The 18577-nt window shown below is 56.6% G+C and carries 17 protein-coding genes and 2 pseudogenes; 8 read left to right on the forward strand and 11 right to left on the reverse strand.

The window, feature by feature from the left end:
• Window positions 1-42 precede the first annotated feature (42 nt).
• Entirely contained in the window at window positions 43-444 is a 402-nt protein-coding gene (locus tag AC1RJ3_RS03115) for a hypothetical protein (protein ID WP_493077430.1), read from the reverse strand.
• A 246-nt stretch (window positions 445-690) separates the two neighbouring features.
• On the opposite strand from AC1RJ3_RS03115, the gene AC1RJ3_RS03120 reads away from it, so the two are divergent.
• Together AC1RJ3_RS03120 and AC1RJ3_RS03125 are read left to right on the forward strand one after the other, a co-directional pair.
• Entirely contained in the window at window positions 691-1995 is a 1305-nt protein-coding gene (locus AC1RJ3_RS03120; protein ID WP_493077432.1) for an FRG domain-containing protein, read from the forward strand.
• Between the two features lie 41 nt (window positions 1996-2036).
• Window positions 2037-2192: pseudogene (locus tag AC1RJ3_RS03125) on the forward strand (mechanosensitive ion channel family protein); the annotation flags it as partial.
• A 78-nt stretch (window positions 2193-2270) separates the two neighbouring features.
• Here AC1RJ3_RS03125 and AC1RJ3_RS03130 read toward each other — a convergent pair.
• The 4 genes from AC1RJ3_RS03130 to AC1RJ3_RS03145 are packed head-to-tail and all read right to left on the reverse strand — an operon-like array spanning window position 2271 to window position 5607.
• On the reverse strand, window positions 2271-2717 hold the full coding sequence (locus tag AC1RJ3_RS03130; RefSeq protein ID WP_493077434.1) for an NUDIX hydrolase: 447 nt from the start codon (window positions 2715-2717) through the stop codon (window positions 2271-2273).
• A gap of 13 nt (window positions 2718-2730) precedes the next feature.
• Window positions 2731-3381, reverse strand: a complete 651-nt coding sequence (locus AC1RJ3_RS03135) for a DUF7002 family protein (protein ID WP_493077436.1) — start codon at window positions 3379-3381, stop codon at window positions 2731-2733.
• 3 nt (window positions 3382-3384) lie between these two features.
• Window positions 3385-5064, reverse strand: a complete 1680-nt coding sequence (locus AC1RJ3_RS03140) for an adenylosuccinate synthetase (protein WP_493077438.1) — start codon at window positions 5062-5064, stop codon at window positions 3385-3387.
• Window positions 5065-5067: 3 nt separating this feature from the next.
• A complete protein-coding gene (locus AC1RJ3_RS03145) occupies window positions 5068-5607 on the reverse strand; it encodes an AAA family ATPase (RefSeq protein ID WP_493077440.1) in 540 nt (179 codons plus the stop codon).
• A 226-nt stretch (window positions 5608-5833) separates the two neighbouring features.
• On the opposite strand from AC1RJ3_RS03145, the gene AC1RJ3_RS03150 reads away from it, so the two are divergent.
• Entirely contained in the window at window positions 5834-7093 is a 1260-nt protein-coding gene (locus AC1RJ3_RS03150; RefSeq protein ID WP_493077442.1) for a DUF4427 domain-containing protein, read from the forward strand.
• Window positions 7094-7240: 147 nt separating this feature from the next.
• Here AC1RJ3_RS03150 and AC1RJ3_RS03155 read toward each other — a convergent pair whose 3' ends face one another.
• Both AC1RJ3_RS03155 and AC1RJ3_RS03160 read right to left on the reverse strand, forming a co-directional pair.
• The gene (locus tag AC1RJ3_RS03155) at window positions 7241-8692 is read right to left on the reverse strand and encodes a hypothetical protein (protein ID WP_493077444.1); all 1452 of its coding nucleotides are present in this window, start codon (window positions 8690-8692) and stop codon (window positions 7241-7243) included.
• Window positions 8661-9713 (reverse strand): hypothetical protein, encoded by a 1053-nt coding sequence (locus AC1RJ3_RS03160; protein WP_493077446.1) that lies wholly within the window; start codon window positions 9711-9713, stop codon window positions 8661-8663. Before AC1RJ3_RS03160 ends, AC1RJ3_RS03155 begins: the two co-directional genes overlap by 32 nt.
• A 361-nt stretch (window positions 9714-10074) precedes the next feature.
• Here AC1RJ3_RS03160 and AC1RJ3_RS03165 point away from each other — a divergent pair.
• Window positions 10075-10674, forward strand: a pseudogene (locus AC1RJ3_RS03165) (mechanosensitive ion channel family protein); the annotation flags it as partial.
• A gap of 98 nt (window positions 10675-10772) precedes the next feature.
• Here the strand turns inward: AC1RJ3_RS03165 and AC1RJ3_RS03170 are convergent.
• The 3 genes from AC1RJ3_RS03170 to AC1RJ3_RS03180 form a co-directional block, all read right to left on the reverse strand.
• A complete protein-coding gene (locus tag AC1RJ3_RS03170) occupies window positions 10773-11642 on the reverse strand; it encodes a carboxylate/amino acid/amine transporter (RefSeq protein WP_054596218.1) in 870 nt (289 codons plus the stop codon).
• Between the two features lie 229 nt (window positions 11643-11871).
• Window positions 11872-12471, reverse strand: coding sequence for an FMN-dependent NADH-azoreductase (locus AC1RJ3_RS03175; protein WP_054596217.1), 600 nt, complete (start codon window positions 12469-12471; stop codon window positions 11872-11874).
• A 148-nt stretch (window positions 12472-12619) separates the two neighbouring features.
• Window positions 12620-12934, reverse strand: a complete 315-nt coding sequence (locus AC1RJ3_RS03180; RefSeq protein WP_054596216.1) for a hypothetical protein — start codon at window positions 12932-12934, stop codon at window positions 12620-12622.
• A 49-nt stretch (window positions 12935-12983) separates the two neighbouring features.
• On the opposite strand from AC1RJ3_RS03180, the gene AC1RJ3_RS03185 reads away from it, so the two are divergent.
• The 4 genes from AC1RJ3_RS03185 to AC1RJ3_RS03200 all read left to right on the forward strand — a co-directional run bounded on the left by AC1RJ3_RS03185 (window position 12984) and on the right by AC1RJ3_RS03200 (window position 17203).
• Complete coding sequence (locus AC1RJ3_RS03185) at window positions 12984-13907, forward strand: PA3225 family LysR-type transcriptional regulator (protein WP_019648027.1); 924 nt, start codon at window positions 12984-12986, stop codon at window positions 13905-13907.
• 14 nt (window positions 13908-13921) lie between these two features.
• Entirely contained in the window at window positions 13922-14725 is an 804-nt protein-coding gene (locus tag AC1RJ3_RS03190) for an alpha/beta fold hydrolase (protein WP_347929275.1), read from the forward strand.
• 3 nt (window positions 14726-14728) lie between these two features.
• Window positions 14729-15283, forward strand: coding sequence for a peptidylprolyl isomerase (locus AC1RJ3_RS03195; protein WP_054596214.1), 555 nt, complete (start codon window positions 14729-14731; stop codon window positions 15281-15283).
• A gap of 87 nt (window positions 15284-15370) precedes the next feature.
• Window positions 15371-17203, forward strand: a complete 1833-nt coding sequence (locus AC1RJ3_RS03200; RefSeq protein WP_347929273.1) for an ABC transporter ATP-binding protein — start codon at window positions 15371-15373, stop codon at window positions 17201-17203.
• A gap of 211 nt (window positions 17204-17414) precedes the next feature.
• Here AC1RJ3_RS03200 and AC1RJ3_RS03205 read toward each other — a convergent pair whose 3' ends face one another.
• Window positions 17415-18539 carry a GNAT family N-acetyltransferase gene (locus tag AC1RJ3_RS03205; RefSeq protein WP_493077450.1) on the reverse strand — a complete coding sequence of 375 codons (1125 nt, stop codon included), beginning with the start codon at window positions 18537-18539 and terminating at the stop codon, window positions 17415-17417.
• Window positions 18540-18577 lie beyond the last annotated feature (38 nt).

Consider the following 18577-nt stretch of genomic DNA (forward strand, 5'->3'; position numbering starts at 1 on the left):
CGAAAAATGAGAGGCCGGATGCACATACCTCAAGCCATCCGTTTACCTCAGCAACTCTTGGGTCATCGCCATGAGTGTTGTGGCTGATTGAACGACTTCATGAAACGCATGGGTCTTGCCCAACCAAACGGTCTGGCCTAGCCCAACACCAACCGCGATTACGGAGACAGCTAAAAACGTTGCACCGCGTTTCATCAGCCACAGCCGCCGCCAGATAGAGGCGTCAGCAGCAAGTGCTCTTTCATGCTGTCGAAAATTTCCCCCAACCGCATATACGACCAGACCGAGAACAATCCCGACGATCATTGCTACCCATTGCGTCATCGGGAACGCGAGCAACAAGGAAACAACCCGGCCTGGCCAAACGAGTTTTTTTGCATAGCGCTGTGCTTCAATTTCACCTTGGGTAGCAAACCTTGGGTTGTACTTTCTGATCATCAACATGACTCATTCCTTCTGCATCGGTTTGCCTGCTGCCGAACCGCTAGCACGCTATCAAATTGACGGTTAGGAAGGCACTCGCAGGCGTAACTTTATGTTGCTCAGTTTGATCACCGGGAGGGCTCACCGAAAATCTACTCAAGTCTGTGCAAAAATGCCGGACACCCCAGGGACTGCTCAGCGTTGCAGCGTAGTTATTGGGCCCGAATAAAAACGAATGCTTCAGGCCAATCACGCGAGGGACGCTGCATGAAGATATGTGAAGCCAGAACCGTCGAGAACCTGGTAGAGCTCATAGCGAGCTTCGGTGACGACGTGTTGTTCCGAGGCCAGACCTCCCATTATGGCGAGCCGGGAGCGCCGTCCATTGGCACGTCCTTCGACAGAAAGGGATGTATACCAAGCGAAATGCTCAAGTGGTGCCGCTACTCCCAAGGCGTACTGGATACGTTCATCGCAAAACACAGAGCGGACTTTGCCTACCAGCAAGCCCTCCTCCAGCATTATGGGTGGCGTTCGTTTTATGTTGACTGCACTTCCAACCCTGCTGTGGCAGCGTGGTTTGCGAGCCACAAGTATTCAGAAAAGATACAGCCAGAACTGAGCGAAGACTGTGATGAACGTTCAGTAATGCTCAAAAAGCGCATGGCCCAGTACACCCCCGAGGCTGGGGTCGGCCATGTGTATGTGCTCAGCAAGCAAGACGCGAATCAGGTGGGCTTGGTCGATCTGGCAACAGTGACCGTTCAAGGTTTCAGACCACGAACCGTGGCTCAGTCAGCCTGGCTTCTCGGCCCGATACATAACCCTATACCTCAGAACTGCTACCTCGCACAAATTACCGTCCCGAGCGAGGTTCTCCAGACATATGCAGCAAGCCGTGGATTGACCGACACGAGTACACTCTTCCCTTCAACTGCTGACGATCCAATCTTGAAAGCGCTGCTGGAGTTACCATGGGAGGAGATCAAGACGGCATCAACACTCAAAGACTTGCCTGTATTCAAACGGGCACTAGAGCTTCCGGAGTACCACCCAAGCTTTGTGAAAATCGCGCCTGCGCAAACGGCGTTTTACCGAGGCGCCAGGATCCTAGATACCCAGCTCTCCATTGATGGTGACTCTCGTGGCGGGATATTCGTTGAGATCCCAGACATGGTGCTCTACGGCACAGCCGACGCTAATAAGCCCCTCCGCTTCCCTGAGATCGAAAAACTCATTGAGAAGAATGGCACGGTAGCATTCGAGGCCGACGCGTTGATAAAGCATGCGAGCCTCGGACATCTGACGCTTTATCAGAAAGGCGTTGGCGTAATGCCTCGCGGGCCTGACCTGTTTGAAGTCTGCGAGCTCACCGTCAAGCACCCCGGGCTCCAGCTGACAGGCGCTGGCTTCATAAGAGGCTGGACATATCGAAGGCACCCAAGCGGTATCTGGGCACGGGAAGCGCAAGCCTCAGATTGCTCTTGCGGCAACCCAATCGTTCACGCCCAGCACATCAGCGCACTTCACATCGCAGAAGAGTTCTTGAGCGATCCCAAAGCCTTCGAATAACGCAGCCAGCTGACTCAGCCATGCTGATAGCGTTGGATCCCCTTCAGGGGGATATTTTTAATTATCTGTTGGCGGTGATGCCTGAGTTTGGATTGAGTTTGTATCAGCAGCCTAGTGGGAATGATTTACGGGCGGGGATGTTGCCGGCGGTGTTGGGGGCGAGTCATTTGCCTGAGCCGGAGAAAAGCCTGATGTGACACTACAATTGAATATGCGGCCAGGGGGCAAGGGAAGAATCCTCTTACCCCCAAATGCCATATATGAGGGATAAGCCTTCATTGGACTTGGACAAATAGGCTCCGCAAATCCTGCGGAAAGATCTCGTCTAGGCAAGCTGTTAATTCACTTTCTGACCACCACTTCACGTCACAAACAGCTTCGCGCTCCTGGTTGCTCCATCGCGCCCGAGAACACAGCTCTTCCTTCACTCGAACGACGTAGTAGTTTTCAACTGCGAGTACTTGCTCACCATCGGGCATCTGCCAAGGGAACTCCCTACGTGCAACGCAGTGTCCGACGGACTGAATCTCGACGCCAGCTTCCTCGTAAAGTTCACGAATGGCCGCTGCCTCGAAGGACTCATTGTCTCGCAGCTTTCCGCCAGGGGTGGCCCAATAGCACCTTCCCGCCAAGACACCACTGCCGTAACGAATGTTGAAGAGCAGTAGCCGTTGTGAGTCACTGATCAGCAATATACGGGAAGCTAAACGGCGTCGCTGCATCCTTCCCCAGCCCCTATGTGATTACGCTTAAGACTTCACTGCCCCTCATCCGCCGGACTTCTACTACAAAGTCAACGATGTTGGGGACGGCATAATCGACTACCAACTCCACGACATTTTTCACCGGTTTTCCTGAACGCTTCACGGGGTAATCTGGAACTCTACGAAAGTCATCCCTACCGCGACGATGTGGCATGGGCCAAGTATTGCCCGAATTCATGTGGCACAGCCAAATACTCTCCGCGTAAGCCGGGATGAATGCCGCCGAATCCAACGTCAGGACATCGTGTTCGAGCTTGCGGTAATCGCGTGCGCCGAGCAGACGATGCAGCCTTTTTTCTTCAGCCCAGAAGAAAACCTTGTTGTTGATCAGTTCATACCATTGGCGTGGTGTCGTCCCATCCGTGAGAGCCTGCAGCAACCGCCCCTCAGGCATGGGTTTCTGATCACGAAGCACAATATCGGAAGGGTCACCCGCCCTTACACTCATCTTTTGACTGCGGTGTTCGCTTTCGAATTGGGCGCGCTCACCACCTTCGACTGCGAGATGGTCAAGGACTGCCGTCGCGCTCATCAATCCGCGCGTACGAATACTGTCCCAGGCTCCGCGCTCTGCCATATGATAGACCCGAGGATAAAGCTCGATCAGCATTTCTAGATCCATGCGTCATCTCCTCCCTGAACGGGCAGTCCAGTTGCGCCGGTCGATCAAAGATCGTAAATCGCTGGGATCTGGCTCTCGGGTAAACCTAGTGTTTATCAGCGATACAGGCGCCTGCGAAACCCTCTCAAGCTCCTCCACAAATTTAATCGTATCAGGATCAAGCTGCTCGAATCGCCTCGCATTGCGATTAGTCGCCTTAAGGTAATCCGCAAAGGTAAGGACGATGTCGGTGGGCGTATTGAGCGCGCATGCTTTTCGAAATTGATCCCATTCGAACCATCCGACCCGCCGGTGACGACGAGTAGTTGATGTCTTCTCCGCTGTGTTCAAGGCCTGGGCATCGAGGCCCGCTAGGTTTGCGATTTCATCAAAAGTCGTCGCATGCTTGAGCGTCCCGGAGGTGTGGCCTGCGTCTCCATCCGGATCGCCAACACGGATAGGCATCGGTCGAATAACCATAAGGATTTTCCGGATCCTGCTGGGTGATATACCCGCCTCCGCTAGACACCCCGCGACGTTCGTATCTCTAGAGGTAACATGCGGGTAATCACCGTGAAAAATGCTCAAGCCGCTGCCTTGGGTACCTTCCAGCAGAATGGAGTGACCGCATCGATAAGCCTCCTCCAAGCGGTCAGATGTGCATCCGTGATAGTTTCCTGGGACACCTACATAAGGACGGAGCTCATCCACATCCCGTGCGAGCCTGATCCCTTTACCTCTATTCAAAATACGCCGCGCTGCCGCAGCCCCGCTTCCACTTCCAGTGGAGGCTATGGTCGACACCAAGTGTCCTTTCTTCTCCGTATCGATGTCCTCGTCCTCGATGATGATGGCTTGATGATCGATGAAGAGCCGGTCTTCACCGATATTGCACTGTTCGATTTCCTTCAGAAGTCCAGGCAGGTGGATGGTCATGCCTGGCCCAAGAAGCAACCGCGCGGTCACGTCACGCGACCCAGAGGGCAAATGGTGGTAGGTATACGGGCCGTCAATACTGGCCACGGTATGACCAGCATTGGGCCCACCAACACGAACCATCACGTCGTACTCGCGAGCCAGGTAGGAAACGATATTGCCTTTCCCCTCACTCCCATACTGCCCACCAATGAGCACATCTACACATCTGATTTCGGGTGGCGTGTACAGGTGCAAACGAGCGGCAACTCGTACGAGCGTGTCCTTGGAGTCGGAGCGCTCGGTGTAGATACGTACATCCGCATCGGCCTTGAGCGCGCTGATTTCCGACTGATCCTTGAGCTTATTGACCTCATCGTACGACAAAGTAAAGGCTTCACCCTCAACGCGCGCTGCGTAACGCTCTCGAAGAGTGGGCTCACTTGCATAGAGATGGACATGTACTAGGTTTCCACCGAAGGTCTGGCGAAACTGCAGTACCTGATCTAGCGAGTCCAGATGATCAACGACCAACGGTCGATCATCATCCCCATCCTCACAAATCGCCTTTGTTGCGAGCAACATCCACTGTGCATGCTCGGCGTCTTTCAACTCTCGCCTCCGATCAATTAACGTTGACTGAGGCATGCTGAGATTCCACTCGGTCTCCTGCGAAACGCGACGATCGCGAACCACCGCGAAGCCAAACTCCTTTTCGAGCAAGCGGGCTAACCCACTTTTGCCGCTACACGCCTTGCCACTGATCACTACGATCTGCCGACTTTCCATGCGCTAATTCTCCCAGAGCTTCACTATCTGATTTGCGATATCGAAAAGAGTGAGTTCCTCAGTGTTCACAACCTTGTCAGCAAGACTTGCGAGCGAACGCGCGCTCTGCTCGTTGGGGTGCGAAACGCTGGCTTGGTACTGCGCAAGGTGATCGGCCCCGCGTTCAGCGTATCTGCACTGAAGTACGGACTCAGGGGCGACTATGTGCACGTGCCTGACAGAATCTGCGAAATGGAGCCTGAACAGCTCTACCTGACGGGGCTTACGCACCGCATCCAATAACCAACTATGAGTGTGTGGCCGAGCATCGATCGTTGGCTTGGCTACCGATTCGATCAGCCAGGAAAAATCGGTAGCCCTATCCAGCGCGTCCCCGAGCTCTTGAAGGTGAAGGCGGTCAATCGGCTCGTTTCGGACAACCAGTTGCTCGCGAAGAAAGCTACCGCTGCTTATTGCCTCGAACCCATGGCGTTCTTTCAAGAGTTCAGAAACGGAGGTCTTGCCGCTGGCCATCGGGCCACTCAAAAGAAGTAGTCGCTTCACCGTGAGGACAATCCCTGTCTATGAGATTCAATATCACGCTAAAGCGTAGCTGGTTTGCCAGCGCACAATAGCTTTTTGATATGTAAACCACTGCCATGCCCTTGGGATTCCCCTTAGGGCGCACGGATTTTGATCTTGATGGATGAGCATCGAAGTAACTGTCATACCATCAATAATGGCACTCTGCTACGCTGGCTTCGACCATAGCATCAGACAGGGAAGTACCATGCTGAACAACATCCGATTTGATCTCTCCGACTACCTCATCCATTTTTTCCGGGACGTCGATCAGAGCAGCACTGAAGGCATCCTCTTCCCGGAGCATGTCCGCTTCAACAACGTTGCAGAGTCCAGCGTGCTGGATTCGTTGTTCTTGATGCGCTGTGCGCTGCGGCACAACAAAATTTTTGCAACCTGGTCATTCCGAAACGACAGGCCAACCATCTACGGTAGGTCGCCAGCAGTCTGCTTCACGGATATGCCACTGGCGGCCTTCGTACAGTCCAGCAGCGAACGCTTGGAAAGGGGCGAAAATGTTGGCCGTTACGCCTTTATGATTCCAAAGACCGCGATGTTCAGCATGGGTGCCCGCCCGGTGATCTATGGCTTAAGCCAAGAGGCCTGGGAACGCAGAGACGCCCATCCCTTCAGGGTTCTTGAGACAGACGTGCTGCCCATCGGTGAGCAGTATCGTTACGTCGCCTACAGCATCGGCGATGTCAGAACGATTGACTGGACGCATGAGCGCGAGTGGCGGTGGCGCTACCAAGGTGACGAATCTCATTTCGAACCAGATGGGGACGGCGACTTGGTCGAGACCCTAGCGGAGATGCCGGGATTAAACCTTGGGAACTCGGCTATCAGTGGAATGGGGGTACTGGTTCAGGATCGTGAGGATGTGCCGAAAATCGTTCATGACATCCTGACCTTGGTGGACGCCAGGATCATTCATCGGTCGATGATCAGCTTTGTGATACCGCTGTGTGACGTGGAACAGCATGGAAGCATTCAGGATCCGACCCGAGTATCCGACCTGATCAATGCGCACTCTATCGACTTGGCAGACTATTTCTCTATCTCTGAGGAGAGAGTAGAAGAGATCAATAATGAGGTAGATAGCATCATCAGATTGATCACCGCGTCGGGAGGTCATGAACCAAAAGACCGCGATGACGGCTACGGAAAATCCTGGGTCTGGATTCCGGATAACGGTTCGGAGCTGGTGAGAGCTCTGCTTGCTGCAGGCCGCCTGATCGTCAGCACCGAAGGCCGCTACCTGCTTGATATCGCCACCTTTGATTCGTTACCGTTAGGTTTCGAGGAACACTACTGCGAGAGGGTTGCCCTGGGTTTAGCCACTGAATTTGAGGTCAATGCCACTTACTTCACCGTTCGGAACAGCCTAAGCTTCGACGGGGTACCCTACTACGCGAACTTTGACGACCTGGATCACCCGTTCTACAACTGCACGAAAATCAGTGACTAGTACTGCCCTATCAAGCGAAGCTCACTCCCGCGCACGCCCCTTCGCTTGCGCGGCCCTTCCGACTATGCCAGCCTGCAAACGCTCAAAGATCCACCGCTTTATCATGCCTGACGGGTACTCGACTTGTACTCAAGCCCCCCGGCTCTTCTAGATGTTCTCAGTTTTTGGTAGCGGCTTCGGCTGTGGTGCCGGTTCGCTGGTGGGTGATTGCGGGCTTGCAGGGGATCGAGCTGGAGGTGCAGAAGGAACTGGTGGTGTAGCCGCAGTCGAAGTGGTGTAAACGAAGGCGAAAATTGCAATCCCCAGCGCTGCGGCGCCGAGCATTATCAGACCTTGGCAACTGACCCTATAGAAGAAGCCCTCGGCTTGCTCAATAGGATCACCTACCATTTTTTTGAATTCAGCTTCGGAGAGGAAGCGATAAAGCTTCGACTGCCAGTCCTGACGCAGCTTTCGCTGAATGTTTATGAATTTACGACCGGACATGACGTTCAGCGTCGTGTAGCCAAATGCAACTGCCATCACGAGTGAAATGAGGTACGGGTTGATCTGCAGAGTGAGCCGCGCAACGATCAAGCCCAAGCCCACAGTCAGTGCAGTCGAGATCGCCGCGATCGCCTGGCGGGTCGCATCTGTCGCCTTCGAGGTTTCCTCAGTGACGGCCTTGCGAAGGTCTCCTAAGGATTTGAGGGTGTCCTTGGTGATCTCCGAGACCGCCATTTGATAGGCGATTTTCGCGCAATCCAATGCTGCGGCAAGGTTCTCCTTGAAGTACTGCAGTGCCTCTCCATCAGCTCTACCTGATCGAGCAATCTCAGCGGACAGCAGAATATGCTTCACCTCGGCTTCCCGTGCGTTGTCGAACACCCAAGCTGCGGCGTCCTGAACGACCTCGAAGTCCTTCATCGCTAGCTGGCCGCCACCGTCGACTGCTTCCGTAAGCGTCAGATTGAGCTTGGGCGGCCCTTTGAAACTGAGCTTGCTTCCAGTAGTGTCAATTTCGTTCGCAAAACAACGACTCAAGGCGTCAAAGGCATGCGTTGCCCAGGCCATGTGCAAAGGGTCAGCCTCATCGAGGCCATGGCCCTCTGCGAGCAACCAATGGCGAACGTCTTCGGGCACAGTCCGGACGTTAGCTGCCTCTTTCACTAAAAGGCGGGGTGATTTCGTCGCCTGCGACTCGATGTAGGGCTCTTCTTGACCCCAATCGGTATACGCCCTAGCCCGAGTATTGAAGGGTTTGATCAGACCTAGCACATACCAGCGTGGCGCGGCATGGCCGTTGTCGAGGAAGGCCTTAAAGCCCGCCTCTGTAGCCACATACAAGGCATCAGTCTGATCATGCCCCTCCGGAAGTGGCTTCACGAGCTCAGCGCGAAACGGCCCGAAAGCCTCGTCACCCTCTTCGACCTCGGTTTCGCCACCTGCGCTGTCAAACATCGTGATCGACCAGGCAGCAGCGGAGGCAGCCTGAGCGATTGACCGAGCAGCATCAGCTTGTAGGTCAGACACAATGAGAGTGGTATTCCCCTCAGTGATCAGCGCCTGACGCTTACGTGCAAGGTCGTTAAGAAGGCTGGCTAGGCTTTGGTGTGACAACGCTGTCCTCCGTGACCCTGTCTGTATCCACGATGATTTGCTTCTTGTCCCCTTTCAGATCTACCACCTTCACATTGGGGTTCTCCGTCCTGTCGGGGAACAGGATGGTGACGCCTTCGGTCGTAACGATCTTGCGCATGTAGGGCTGGCGGAGGATCCGGCGATCAGGCTTGAAGCTGAGCTCGTGCAATTTGCTCTTTCTGACCCGGCTGCGCGTCTCACGCTCTAGGCGATTGGCTACTTTTTCATCTTCAGGATGACCAGCAGCGAGCATCACAGCTTCGACGATCGCCTCTTCATCGATCCGTCTGCGGGTGCCGAGGTTGGCCTGGGCTTTCTTCAGGGCCTTGGCCACATCCTGACCAGGCAGATGTTCTATGCAGGTCTGGAGCGCGGCCTTGAGCACTTTGCGGGTGATTTCGCTCAGTTCCGTGTCCGAGACCGTCCTGCTCACCGACAGGAAGTCGGCGAAATAGTCTGCAAGATCTACACCCTGCTTGGTACGGTCAGTGGCCGAAATATTCTGGTCGGCAACACCACTGATCACTCGGATGAGGGCCGTTTTCTGAATGGCCTTCTTTTCGTCAACCAAGGCATTCACGATACGGCGCAGCTTCTTCCCAGGGGCGCCGTCGTTCTGCTCCAGGGCCAGCTTGTAGTCGTATTTGATCAGGCTATAGATCTTCACATCGGGGTCGTTGACAGCCAATTCGAACATCAGCAGAACCCCATCAGCACTGCCGCCCACGTGTTGCCGGTTGAAGCTGCCTGCGAGACTTTGTGCACCATCGACGAACGAAGTGTCCCCGGCGGCAATGGATTCAATTTCATTCCGGGTCGTAGAGACAGCCTTGAACATGAAGACCGGCGCAGTAGCCATGTCCACAATTTTACCGATAAAGAATGCTTCCTCCTCCAAGGCCCGCTCCGGCAGTGCCTCGAAGTTCTTGGTACCCACCACGTGCAGGATCATCCGAGTGATCTTGAGTGAATCTATCTCTTCGTCCGAAAAAAAACTCATGCGATCTCCATGTAAGTAGCACCCTCCTGCACGGCAAGAGGAACCACTCGCCTCGGCAGGAACCTAGGCGACAATGACGCATCAATTGCAGCCTTGCTGAGGCCGGTGCCATCCTCGTAAACGTGAGATTGGGCGTGATGCTGTGGTCGGAGCATATCCGGAAAGACTGGCAAGCAGCCAGTATGTCAGGGCAGCGTGTCGTCCGGGATCGCGTAGCCTGGATTGTACGAACGGCGGCGCGGGTCTGGAGACTGCATGAAGTCCATTCGGGGTAAAAAAAATGGACATTGAGATTCACCGCTGGAGGCCAGTGTTTACGGGGTTTCAGGTGTCCATTTGTCCATCTAAGTCACTACTACCCTCTTTCGACAAGACCATCGTCTCGATCCCGACCTGGCGCTTGATGTCCGAGTCGTTCAAGAACTGGCGCGGCATGCAGCAGTCAGGCGGCCGACGGATCAAGCGCAGCCTGTTCATCGACGCCAGTGGCGTGCGCTTCATCCATGACGATGAAGAACAGAAGTTGACCCAGGTGCGCTTGCTCACCGATTACATCAGCCGCAAGCAGGCCGAGCTCAAGAGCTGGAACGAGGCCCAAGGCAACGTCGCGGCGATGTCGGCCAACCGTCGACGGATGACCAACATTGGAACCTTTCGCGCTTATGCGTTGGCGTATTTGAAGAGCCATCCGGAAATTCAACCGAACATGACCTGCATGGTCCGCCAGATGCAAACCACTGCTCAGGGCGTGCCACTGGAAATCTATTGCTTCACCCGCACCACGGCGTGGGCCGACTACGAGCGGATCCAGGGCGATATCTTCGATTATCTGCTGGCGGTGCTGCCGGAGTTTGGCTTGAGCCTGTATCAGCAACCGAGCGGCGGGGATCTCAGGGCCGGATTACTCCCGGCAGTACTCGGCGCCAGCCACATCCCCGAGCCAGAAAAACGCTCGATGTAATTGCCTATGCCGTTGTAGGAGCAAAGCTTGCTCGCGATGAACGATAACGCGGTGTATTTGACAGACCGCGGTGCCTGCATCGCGGGCAAGCCTTGCGCCTACGAAGAGCGGACCTCAATGGATCTTATACCCAACCGACTAATCCACACCGCCGCCAGTATCACCGAGCCGCCCAGGAACAACCGCCCCAGCGCTTCATGCTGATTCCAGATCAGCAAGTTGATCAGCAGCCCCACCGGCACGTGCAGGTTGTTCATCACTGCCAGTGTCCCGCCATTGACCAGACACGCCCCTTTGTTCCACCAGTACAGGCCCAACGCGGTGGACACCAGTCCGAGGAACACCAGCACGCCCCACTGCAAGGGTGCTTCCGGCAGGAAGTTCTGTTTGCCGAACAGCAGAAACGCCGGCAGGGCCACGGCCAGCGCGCCGAGGTAAAAGTAACCGAAGCGCCGATAATGCGGCAGGTCGCTCGGATGGCGCGCCACCAGATGTTTGTACAGCACCTGGCCTGCGGCGTAGGTGAAGTTGGCCAGTTGCAGCAGCAGGAACCCCATGAAGAAGTCCGGGTTGATCCGGTCGTAGCGAATCACCGCCGCGCCTGCGACCGCCACCAGTGCGGCAATCAGCGCCCACGGGTTGAAGCGTCGGTTCAGCGCGTCTTCAATCAGCGTCACATGCAATGGCGTGAGAATGGTGAACAGCAGGACTTCCGGCACGGTCAGTACGCGGAAGCTCAGGTACAGACAGACGTAGGTCACGCCGAACTGCAGCGCGCCGATCAACAGCATGCCGCGCATGAACGCCGGTTCCACCGAGCGCCAGCGGGTCAGCGGGATGAACACCAGCCCGGCCAGCAACACCCGCACCAGCACCGCGAAATAGCTGTCGACATGACCGGCCAGGTATTCGCCGATCAGACTGAAGGAAAACGCCTGGATCAGCGTGACAAAAAGTAGATAGCCCATGCTCGCCTCGTTTCGAATGGCGGCGACGATAGCGGGTTTTGCCGGTTATCGCGAACAGTCAGCCACTACACAAAATCGCAGGCAAAAAAAAGCCCGATCTCGCTAAAGCGTTCAATCGGGCTAGAGCACTCATGAGCAACAAGTGCAAAGGGAGGTTCGATGCGCGAACCGGCTTGAAGGAGGTGCGGGAGCTACTTAACCATCAGGTGATTATCTGGCGATTAACGGCTCAGGCGACCTGGGCAAGCTTGGCGTTGGCCTGGTTCAGACCTTTTTCGTGGAAGTCACCGCCCAGGTTCATGCCTTCGGCGTGAATAAAGGTGACGTCGTGGATGCCGATGAACGCCATGACCTGACGCAGGTACGGTTCCTGGTGATCGGAGGTGCTACCGGCGTAGATGCCACCGCGAGCGGTCAACACATAAGCACGCTTGCCGCTGAGCAGACCTTGCGGGCCGGTTTCGGTGTACTTGAAGGTCACACCGGCACGCAGCACGTGGTCGAGCCAGGCTTTGAGGGTGCTGGGGATTGCGAAGTTGTACATCGGTGCGGCCATGACCAAGACGTCGGCAGCCAGCAATTCGTCGGTCAACTGGTTGGAGCGCTCCAGCGACGACTGTTCGGTTTCGTTGCGTTGCTCGGCAGGTTTCATCCAGCCGCCCAGCAGGTTGGCATCCAGGTGTGGAACCGGATGGGTCGCCAGGTCACGAACGGTGATCTGGTCGGCCGGGTGTGCGGCTTTCCATTGACTGATGAAGGTTTGGGTCAGCTGACGCGATACCGAGTCTTGCTGGCGGGCACTGCTTTCGATGATCAGAACGCGGGACATGGGATGTAGCCTCCATCGGTGAATGCTGTAAGTCGATGGAGTGGAGATTAAACAGTGTTGTATCGATGAAAAAGCACAAATAACTGCTATAAACCATCAATAAATTCGTTTATAAGCGGAGCGTATCTGCCCCGCTGGTGCAACGACCCTATTTGGGTTTGCAGGTCAGGGTGATGTACAGCTTGATGATTTCACGGTTGAACCTGGCCGAGAGGTCGGCGCTTTTGCCTGCCTCCAGGCTCACGCGGCGAGTACGCGGTAATTCCGGGCCATTGCGAAATGCCACCGTGCATTCGACGGCTTTACCGCTGGAGTTGTTCAGCGTAATGGCGCCCATGTCGCGAGCGGTGTCATGGGTGGTGTAGTCGATTTTCAGGCCGTTGAGTTGTTTTTGTACATCAATGGGGTAGGCAAACGCGGTCAGCGGCAACATCGCCAGCACCACACAACAGATTTTTTTCATTCGGCAGCCTCCAATGGAAGCTGCCAGCTTAGGACAAGAGGAGCTCATCATGAAAGCGCCCCGCGTGACCCTTGATCAATGGCGAACACTACAGGCCGTGGTCGACCACGGTGGTTTCGCCCAGGCCGCCGAAGTGCTGCACCGTTCGCAGTCCTCCGTCAGCTATACCGTCGCACGCATGCAGGACCAGCTCGGTGTGCCGCTGTTGCGCATCGACGGCCGTAAGGCAGTGCTGACCGAAGCCGGCGGCGTGCTGCTGCGCCGCTCGCGACAACTGGTCAAACAGGCCAGTCAGCTAGAAGATCTGGCGCACCATATGGAGCAAGGCTGGGAGGCGGAAGTGCGGCTGGTGGTCGACGCCGCTTACCCGAGCGCCCGCCTCGTCCGCGCCTTGACCGCGTTCATGCCGCAAAGCCGCGGCTGCCGGGTGCGTCTGCGTGAAGAAGTATTGTCCGGAGTCGAGGAAGTCTTGCTCGAAGGCGTAGCCGACCTGGCCATCACCGGTCTCAGCATTCCCGGTTACCTGGGCGCGGAATTGAGCGACGTAGAGTTTGTGGCCGTGGCCCACCCCGAACACCCGCTGCATCGTCTGAACCGCGAACTGAATTTCCAGGATCTGGAAACCCAGATGCAAGTGGTGATCCGCGACTCCGGTCGGCAGCAACCGCGCGATGTCGGCTGGCTCGGCGCTGAACAGCGCTGGACCGTCGGCAGCCTCGCCACCGCCGCAACCTTTGTCAGCAGCGGCCTGGGCTTCGCCTGGTTGCCCCGGCACATGATTGAGCGGGAACTGAAGGAAGGTACGCTCAAACTGCTACCGTTGGATCAGGGCGGCAGTCGAAACCCGAGCTTCTATCTGTATTCGAACAAGGACAAACCCTTGGGCCCGGCGACGCAGATTCTCATCGAGTTGCTGCGCACCTTCGACACCGCACCGCTGGATGCGCCGTTCGCGGCCCCGGAACAAGCCTGACAAGGAGTTGCGCGATGGCCTATTTCGAACATGAAGGTTGCACCTTGCACTACGAGGAATATGGCCACGGCACGCCGCTGCTGCTGGTTCACGGGCTGGGCTCGAGCACGCTGGACTGGGAAAAACAGATCCCGGAACTCTCGACCCGTTACCGGGTGATCGTCACGGATGTACGCGGCCACGGTCGCTCCGACAAACCCCACGAGCGCTACAGCATTGCCGGTTTCAGCGCCGACCTGGTCGCGTTGATCGAACACCTGAAGCTCGGCCCGGCGCATCTGGTCGGGTTGTCCATGGGCGGGATGATCGGCTTTCAGCTGGCGGTGGACCAACCCTCGCTGCTTAAAAGCCTGTGCATCGTCAACAGCGCCCCCGAGGTCAAAGTCCGCACGACGAATGATTACTGGCAGTGGTTCAAGCGCTGGAGCCTGATGCACCTCCTCAGTATGCGCACCATCGGCACGGCTCTGGGCGGCAAGCTGTTTCCCAAACCCGAACAGGCCGAGCTGCGGCATAAAATGGCCGAGCGCTGGGCAAAAAACGACAAACGTGCTTATCTCGCCAGCTTCAATGCCATTGTTGGTTGGGGAGTTCAGGAACGACTGGCGAAAGTCACCTGTCCAACCCTGATCGTCAGCGCCGACCGCGACTACACGCCGGTGGCACTGAAAGAAGCCTATGTAAAACTGCTGCCCGATGCGCAGTTGGTGGTGATCGAAGATTCACGCCACGCAACGCCATTGGACCAGCCACACCGTTTCAACCAAACCCTGCTTGAATTTCTAACCGCAGTCGACACCACTACTCAGGATCACTGACCCATGCTGAAAAAAATCGCCCTAGCCACAGGCGTAGTATTGTTCGCCGCCAACCTGATGGCCGCCCCGGCACCGCACGTGCTGCTGGAAACGACCAACGGCCAGATTGAAATCGAACTGGACCCGGTCAAGGCGCCGATCAGTACCAAAAACTTTCTCGCTTACGTCGACAAGGGTTTCTACAACAACACCATTTTCCACCGCGTGATTCCGGGTTTCATGGCTCAGGGCGGCGGCTTCACGACGTCGATGCAACAGAAGCCTACCGATGCACCGATCAAGAACGAAGCCAGCAACGGCCTGCATAACGTGCGTGGCACCCTGTCGATGGCGCGCACTTCCGATCCGGATTCGGCCACCAGCCAGTTCTTCATCAACGTCAAGGACAACGACTTCCTCGACCCGGGCCGCGATGCTGGTTACGCAGTGTTCGCCAAAGTCGTGAAAGGCATGGACGTCGTCGACATCATCGTCAACTCGCCAACCACCACCAAACAAGGCATGCAGAATGTGCCCATCGACCCGGTGCTGATCAAGTCGGCCAAGCGCATCGACTAAACTGCATAAGGCGTCCTGAGCGGCAGCGGTGTATCACCGCGCCGCTCGCATCGAAAAAAGGAGAGCCCGTACGCGGGCGTTTATCTGATGCTCTATCGTCGTTTCGAAAAACTGATCGATATTTTCCGTGACGCCCCGACGGCGGCTCCGCCGAGCCGGGTTCTCCCCTTCTATACCTATTATTTGCGTCAGGTCTGGCCGAGTTTTGCCGCGCTGTTGGTCGTCGGTTTGATCGGCGCGCTGATCGAAGTGGCGCTGTTCAGTTACCTGAGTCGAATCATCGATTTGGCCCAAGGCACGCCAAACGTAGACTTCTTCAAAATCCACGGCGTCGAGCTGGCCTGGATGGCGGTGGTCGCACTTTTTCTGCGGCCGATATTCGTCGGCTTGCATGACCTGCTGGTGCATCAAACCCTGAGCCCCGGCATGACCAGCATGATTCGCTGGCAAAACCACAGTTACGTGCTCAAACAGAGCCTAAATTTTTTCCAGAACGATTTCGCCGGACGCATCGCTCAACGGATCATGCAGACCGGCAACTCCCTGCGCGACTCGGCGGTGCAAGCCGTCGACGCGTTATGGCATGTGCTGATCTACGCGATCAGCTCGCTGGTGCTGTTCGCCGAAGCCGACTGGCGCCTGATGATCCCGCTGCTGACCTGGATCGCCTGCTACATCGGCGCACTGTGCTACTTCGTGCCACGGGTCAAGGAACGTTCGGTGGTGTCCTCCGATGCGCGCTCCAAACTCATGGGCCGGATCGTCGACGGCTACACCAACATCACCACGCTGAAGCTCTTCGCCCACACCAACTTCGAACAGCAATACGCCCGCGAAGCCATCGCAGAACAAACTGAAAAATCCCAACTGGCCGGCCGCGTCGTCACCAGCATGGACGTGGTCATCACCAGCATGAACGGCCTGCTGATCGTCGGCACCACAAGCCTTGCGCTGTGGCTGTGGACCCAGTCGCTGATTTCGGTGGGTGCCATTGCCCTGGCCACCGGCCTGGTGATCCGCATCGTCAACATGTCGGGCTGGATCATGTGGGTGGTCAACGGCATCTTCGAAAACATCGGGATGGTCCAGGACGGCCTGCAAACCATCGCCCAACCGATCAGCGTCACCGACCGCGTACCGGCACCGCGCCTGGAAGTGGCCCGTGGCGAAGTGCGTTTCGAACACGTGACGTTTCACTATGGCAAAAAAAGCGGAATCATCGACGACCTCAACCTGATCATCAAACCCGGTGAAAAAATCGGTTTGATCGGCCCTTCAGGTGCTGGCAAATCGACCCTGGTCAATCTCCTGCTGCGCCTCTACGACCTGCAGAGCGGGCAGATCCTGGTCGATGGGCAGAACATCGCCAGCGTGGCCCAGGAAAGCCTGCGCGAGCGGATCGGCATGATCACTCAGGACACCTCGCTGCTGCACCGTTCGATCCGTGACAATTTGCTTTACGGCAAACCCGACGCCACCGACGAAGAACTCTGGGAAGCAGTCCGCAAGGCCCGCGCCGACGAGTTCATCCCGTTGCTATCGGATGCCGAAGGCCGCACCGGTTTCGATGCTCATGTCGGTGAACGTGGGGTGAAACTCTCTGGCGGCCAACGCCAACGGATCGCTATCGCCCGAGTGCTGCTCAAGGACGCGCCGATCCTGATCATGGACGAAGCGACCTCGGCGCTGGACTCGGAAGTCGAAGCGGCGATTCAGGAAAGCCTGGAAACCCTGATGCAGGGCAAGACCGTGATTGCCATCGCTCACCGACTCTCGACCATCGCGCGGATGGATCGCCTGGTGGTGCTGGAAAAAGGCCACATCGCCGAAACCGGCAGCCATGCCGAACTGTTGGCCCATGGCGGGTTGTATGCGCGGCTGTGGCAGCACCAGACCGGTGGGTTTGTCGGCATCGATTGAGGATTGCGTCTGTGGCGAGGGAGCTTGCTCCCGCTCGGGCGCGAAGCGGCCGCAGATTCAGGTTGTCGGGTTTACCTGGCACAACGCCGTCTCGTGCATTGGGACAGCTTCGCTGTCCAGCGGGAGCAAGCTCCCTCGCCACAAGTGCCTCCATCAGCTCAAAAAAAAAGTGCCTCCGTCAGCTCAAAAAATCCGCCACAGCGCTCTGACATCAGCCCTGGCGGTAGGGCAACGCGCTCTTCGCTTCTTCTGCATAGCCCATGACACCCAAACGTTCGCGCTCAAGAAAATCCTTCACCGCCGACTTCAATCCCGGGTGACGCAAGTAGTGCCAGGAATGGGTGATCACCGGTTCAAAACCACGAATCAATTTGTGCTCGCCTTGTGCACCGGCATCGAAACGCTGAAAACCGTTGGCGATGGCGTAGTCCATGCCTTGATAGAAACAGGTCTCGAAATGCAGGCGATCGAACTCCGCCAGGCAGCCCCAATAACGTCCATAAAAGCTATCGCCACCGACCAGGCTGAAGGCCATGGCCACCGGCCGTGATCCTTGTTTGGCCAGCACCACCCGGATGGCTTCGGGCATGCGTTCGGCCAACAGGCTGAAAAACTCCCGCGTCAGGTACGGCGACTGCCGACGCACTGCATAGGTGTTGGCGTAGCAGGCATAGACGAAATCCCACTGTGCCTGGTCAAGTTGATGCCCCTCAAGCCATTCAAACTCGATGCCCTGCCCCGCCACTTGTTCACGTTCCTTGCGCATCTGTTTGCGCTTGCGAGAACTCAGCGCATCAAGGAAGTCCTGAAAATCCCGATAACCGCGATTCTGCCAGTGGTACTGGCAACCGATGCGTTGCAACCAGCCCGGTTGCTCGGCCAATGCCGCATCGGTAAAGGCGTCGGTAAAGTTGATATGGGAGCTGGAGAGCCCTTCAATTTCCAGATAACCCGGCACGCTGTTGAGCAGTTCGAAACCATCCTGCACATTCGCCGCCAACAACCGTGGCCCGCTGACCGGGCTGAACGGCACAGCCGTCAACAGTTTGGGGTAGTAATCGATCCCGGCGCGCTCGCAGGCATCGGCCCAGGCATGGTCGAACACGTATTCGCCGTAGGAATGCCATTTGCGGTAACTCGGCATTGCCGCGAGCAGCCGACCGTCTTCGATGTGCAGCAGATGCTCCGGCTGCCAGCCGGACTGCGGCCCCAGGCTGCCACTGTCTTCCAGCGCCCCGAGAAAAGCGTGCCGCAGAAACGGCTGAGTCTCGGGCACCAGCGCGTCCCACTCTTGAGGCGCGATGGCGGACAGACTGTGCAAAACATGTAACGGCATCCTGTTCCCCAGCGGTTATTGCCTACAGACCCGCCGAG

It is taken from the genome of Pseudomonas sp. GW822-FHT04C11, assembly GCF_058800905.1.

Coding starts and splice junctions, on each gene's coding strand:
- AC1RJ3_RS03190 (WP_347929275.1), top strand. CDS start 13,922: ATGGCCTATTTCGAACATGAAGGTTGCACCTTGCACTACGAGGAATAT.
- AC1RJ3_RS03175 (WP_054596217.1), bottom strand. CDS start 12,471: ATGTCCCGCGTTCTGATCATCGAAAGCAGTGCCCGCCAGCAAGACTCG.
- AC1RJ3_RS03140 (WP_493077438.1), bottom strand. CDS start 5,064: ATGGAAAGTCGGCAGATCGTAGTGATCAGTGGCAAGGCGTGTAGCGGC.
- AC1RJ3_RS03160 (WP_493077446.1), bottom strand. CDS start 9,713: ATGAGTTTTTTTTCGGACGAAGAGATAGATTCACTCAAGATCACTCGG.
- AC1RJ3_RS03195 (WP_054596214.1), top strand. CDS start 14,729: ATGCTGAAAAAAATCGCCCTAGCCACAGGCGTAGTATTGTTCGCCGCC.
- AC1RJ3_RS03185 (WP_019648027.1), top strand. CDS start 12,984: ATGAAAGCGCCCCGCGTGACCCTTGATCAATGGCGAACACTACAGGCC.
- AC1RJ3_RS03200 (WP_347929273.1), top strand. CDS start 15,371: ATGCTCTATCGTCGTTTCGAAAAACTGATCGATATTTTCCGTGACGCC.
- AC1RJ3_RS03180 (WP_054596216.1), bottom strand. CDS start 12,934: ATGAAAAAAATCTGTTGTGTGGTGCTGGCGATGTTGCCGCTGACCGCG.
- AC1RJ3_RS03115 (WP_493077430.1), bottom strand. CDS start 444: ATGTTGATGATCAGAAAGTACAACCCAAGGTTTGCTACCCAAGGTGAA.
- AC1RJ3_RS03205 (WP_493077450.1), bottom strand. CDS start 18,539: ATGCCGTTACATGTTTTGCACAGTCTGTCCGCCATCGCGCCTCAAGAG.
- AC1RJ3_RS03135 (WP_493077436.1), bottom strand. CDS start 3,381: ATGGATCTAGAAATGCTGATCGAGCTTTATCCTCGGGTCTATCATATG.
- AC1RJ3_RS03150 (WP_493077442.1), top strand. CDS start 5,834: ATGCTGAACAACATCCGATTTGATCTCTCCGACTACCTCATCCATTTT.
- AC1RJ3_RS03120 (WP_493077432.1), top strand. CDS start 691: ATGAAGATATGTGAAGCCAGAACCGTCGAGAACCTGGTAGAGCTCATA.
- AC1RJ3_RS03170 (WP_054596218.1), bottom strand. CDS start 11,642: ATGGGCTATCTACTTTTTGTCACGCTGATCCAGGCGTTTTCCTTCAGT.
- AC1RJ3_RS03130 (WP_493077434.1), bottom strand. CDS start 2,717: ATGCAGCGACGCCGTTTAGCTTCCCGTATATTGCTGATCAGTGACTCA.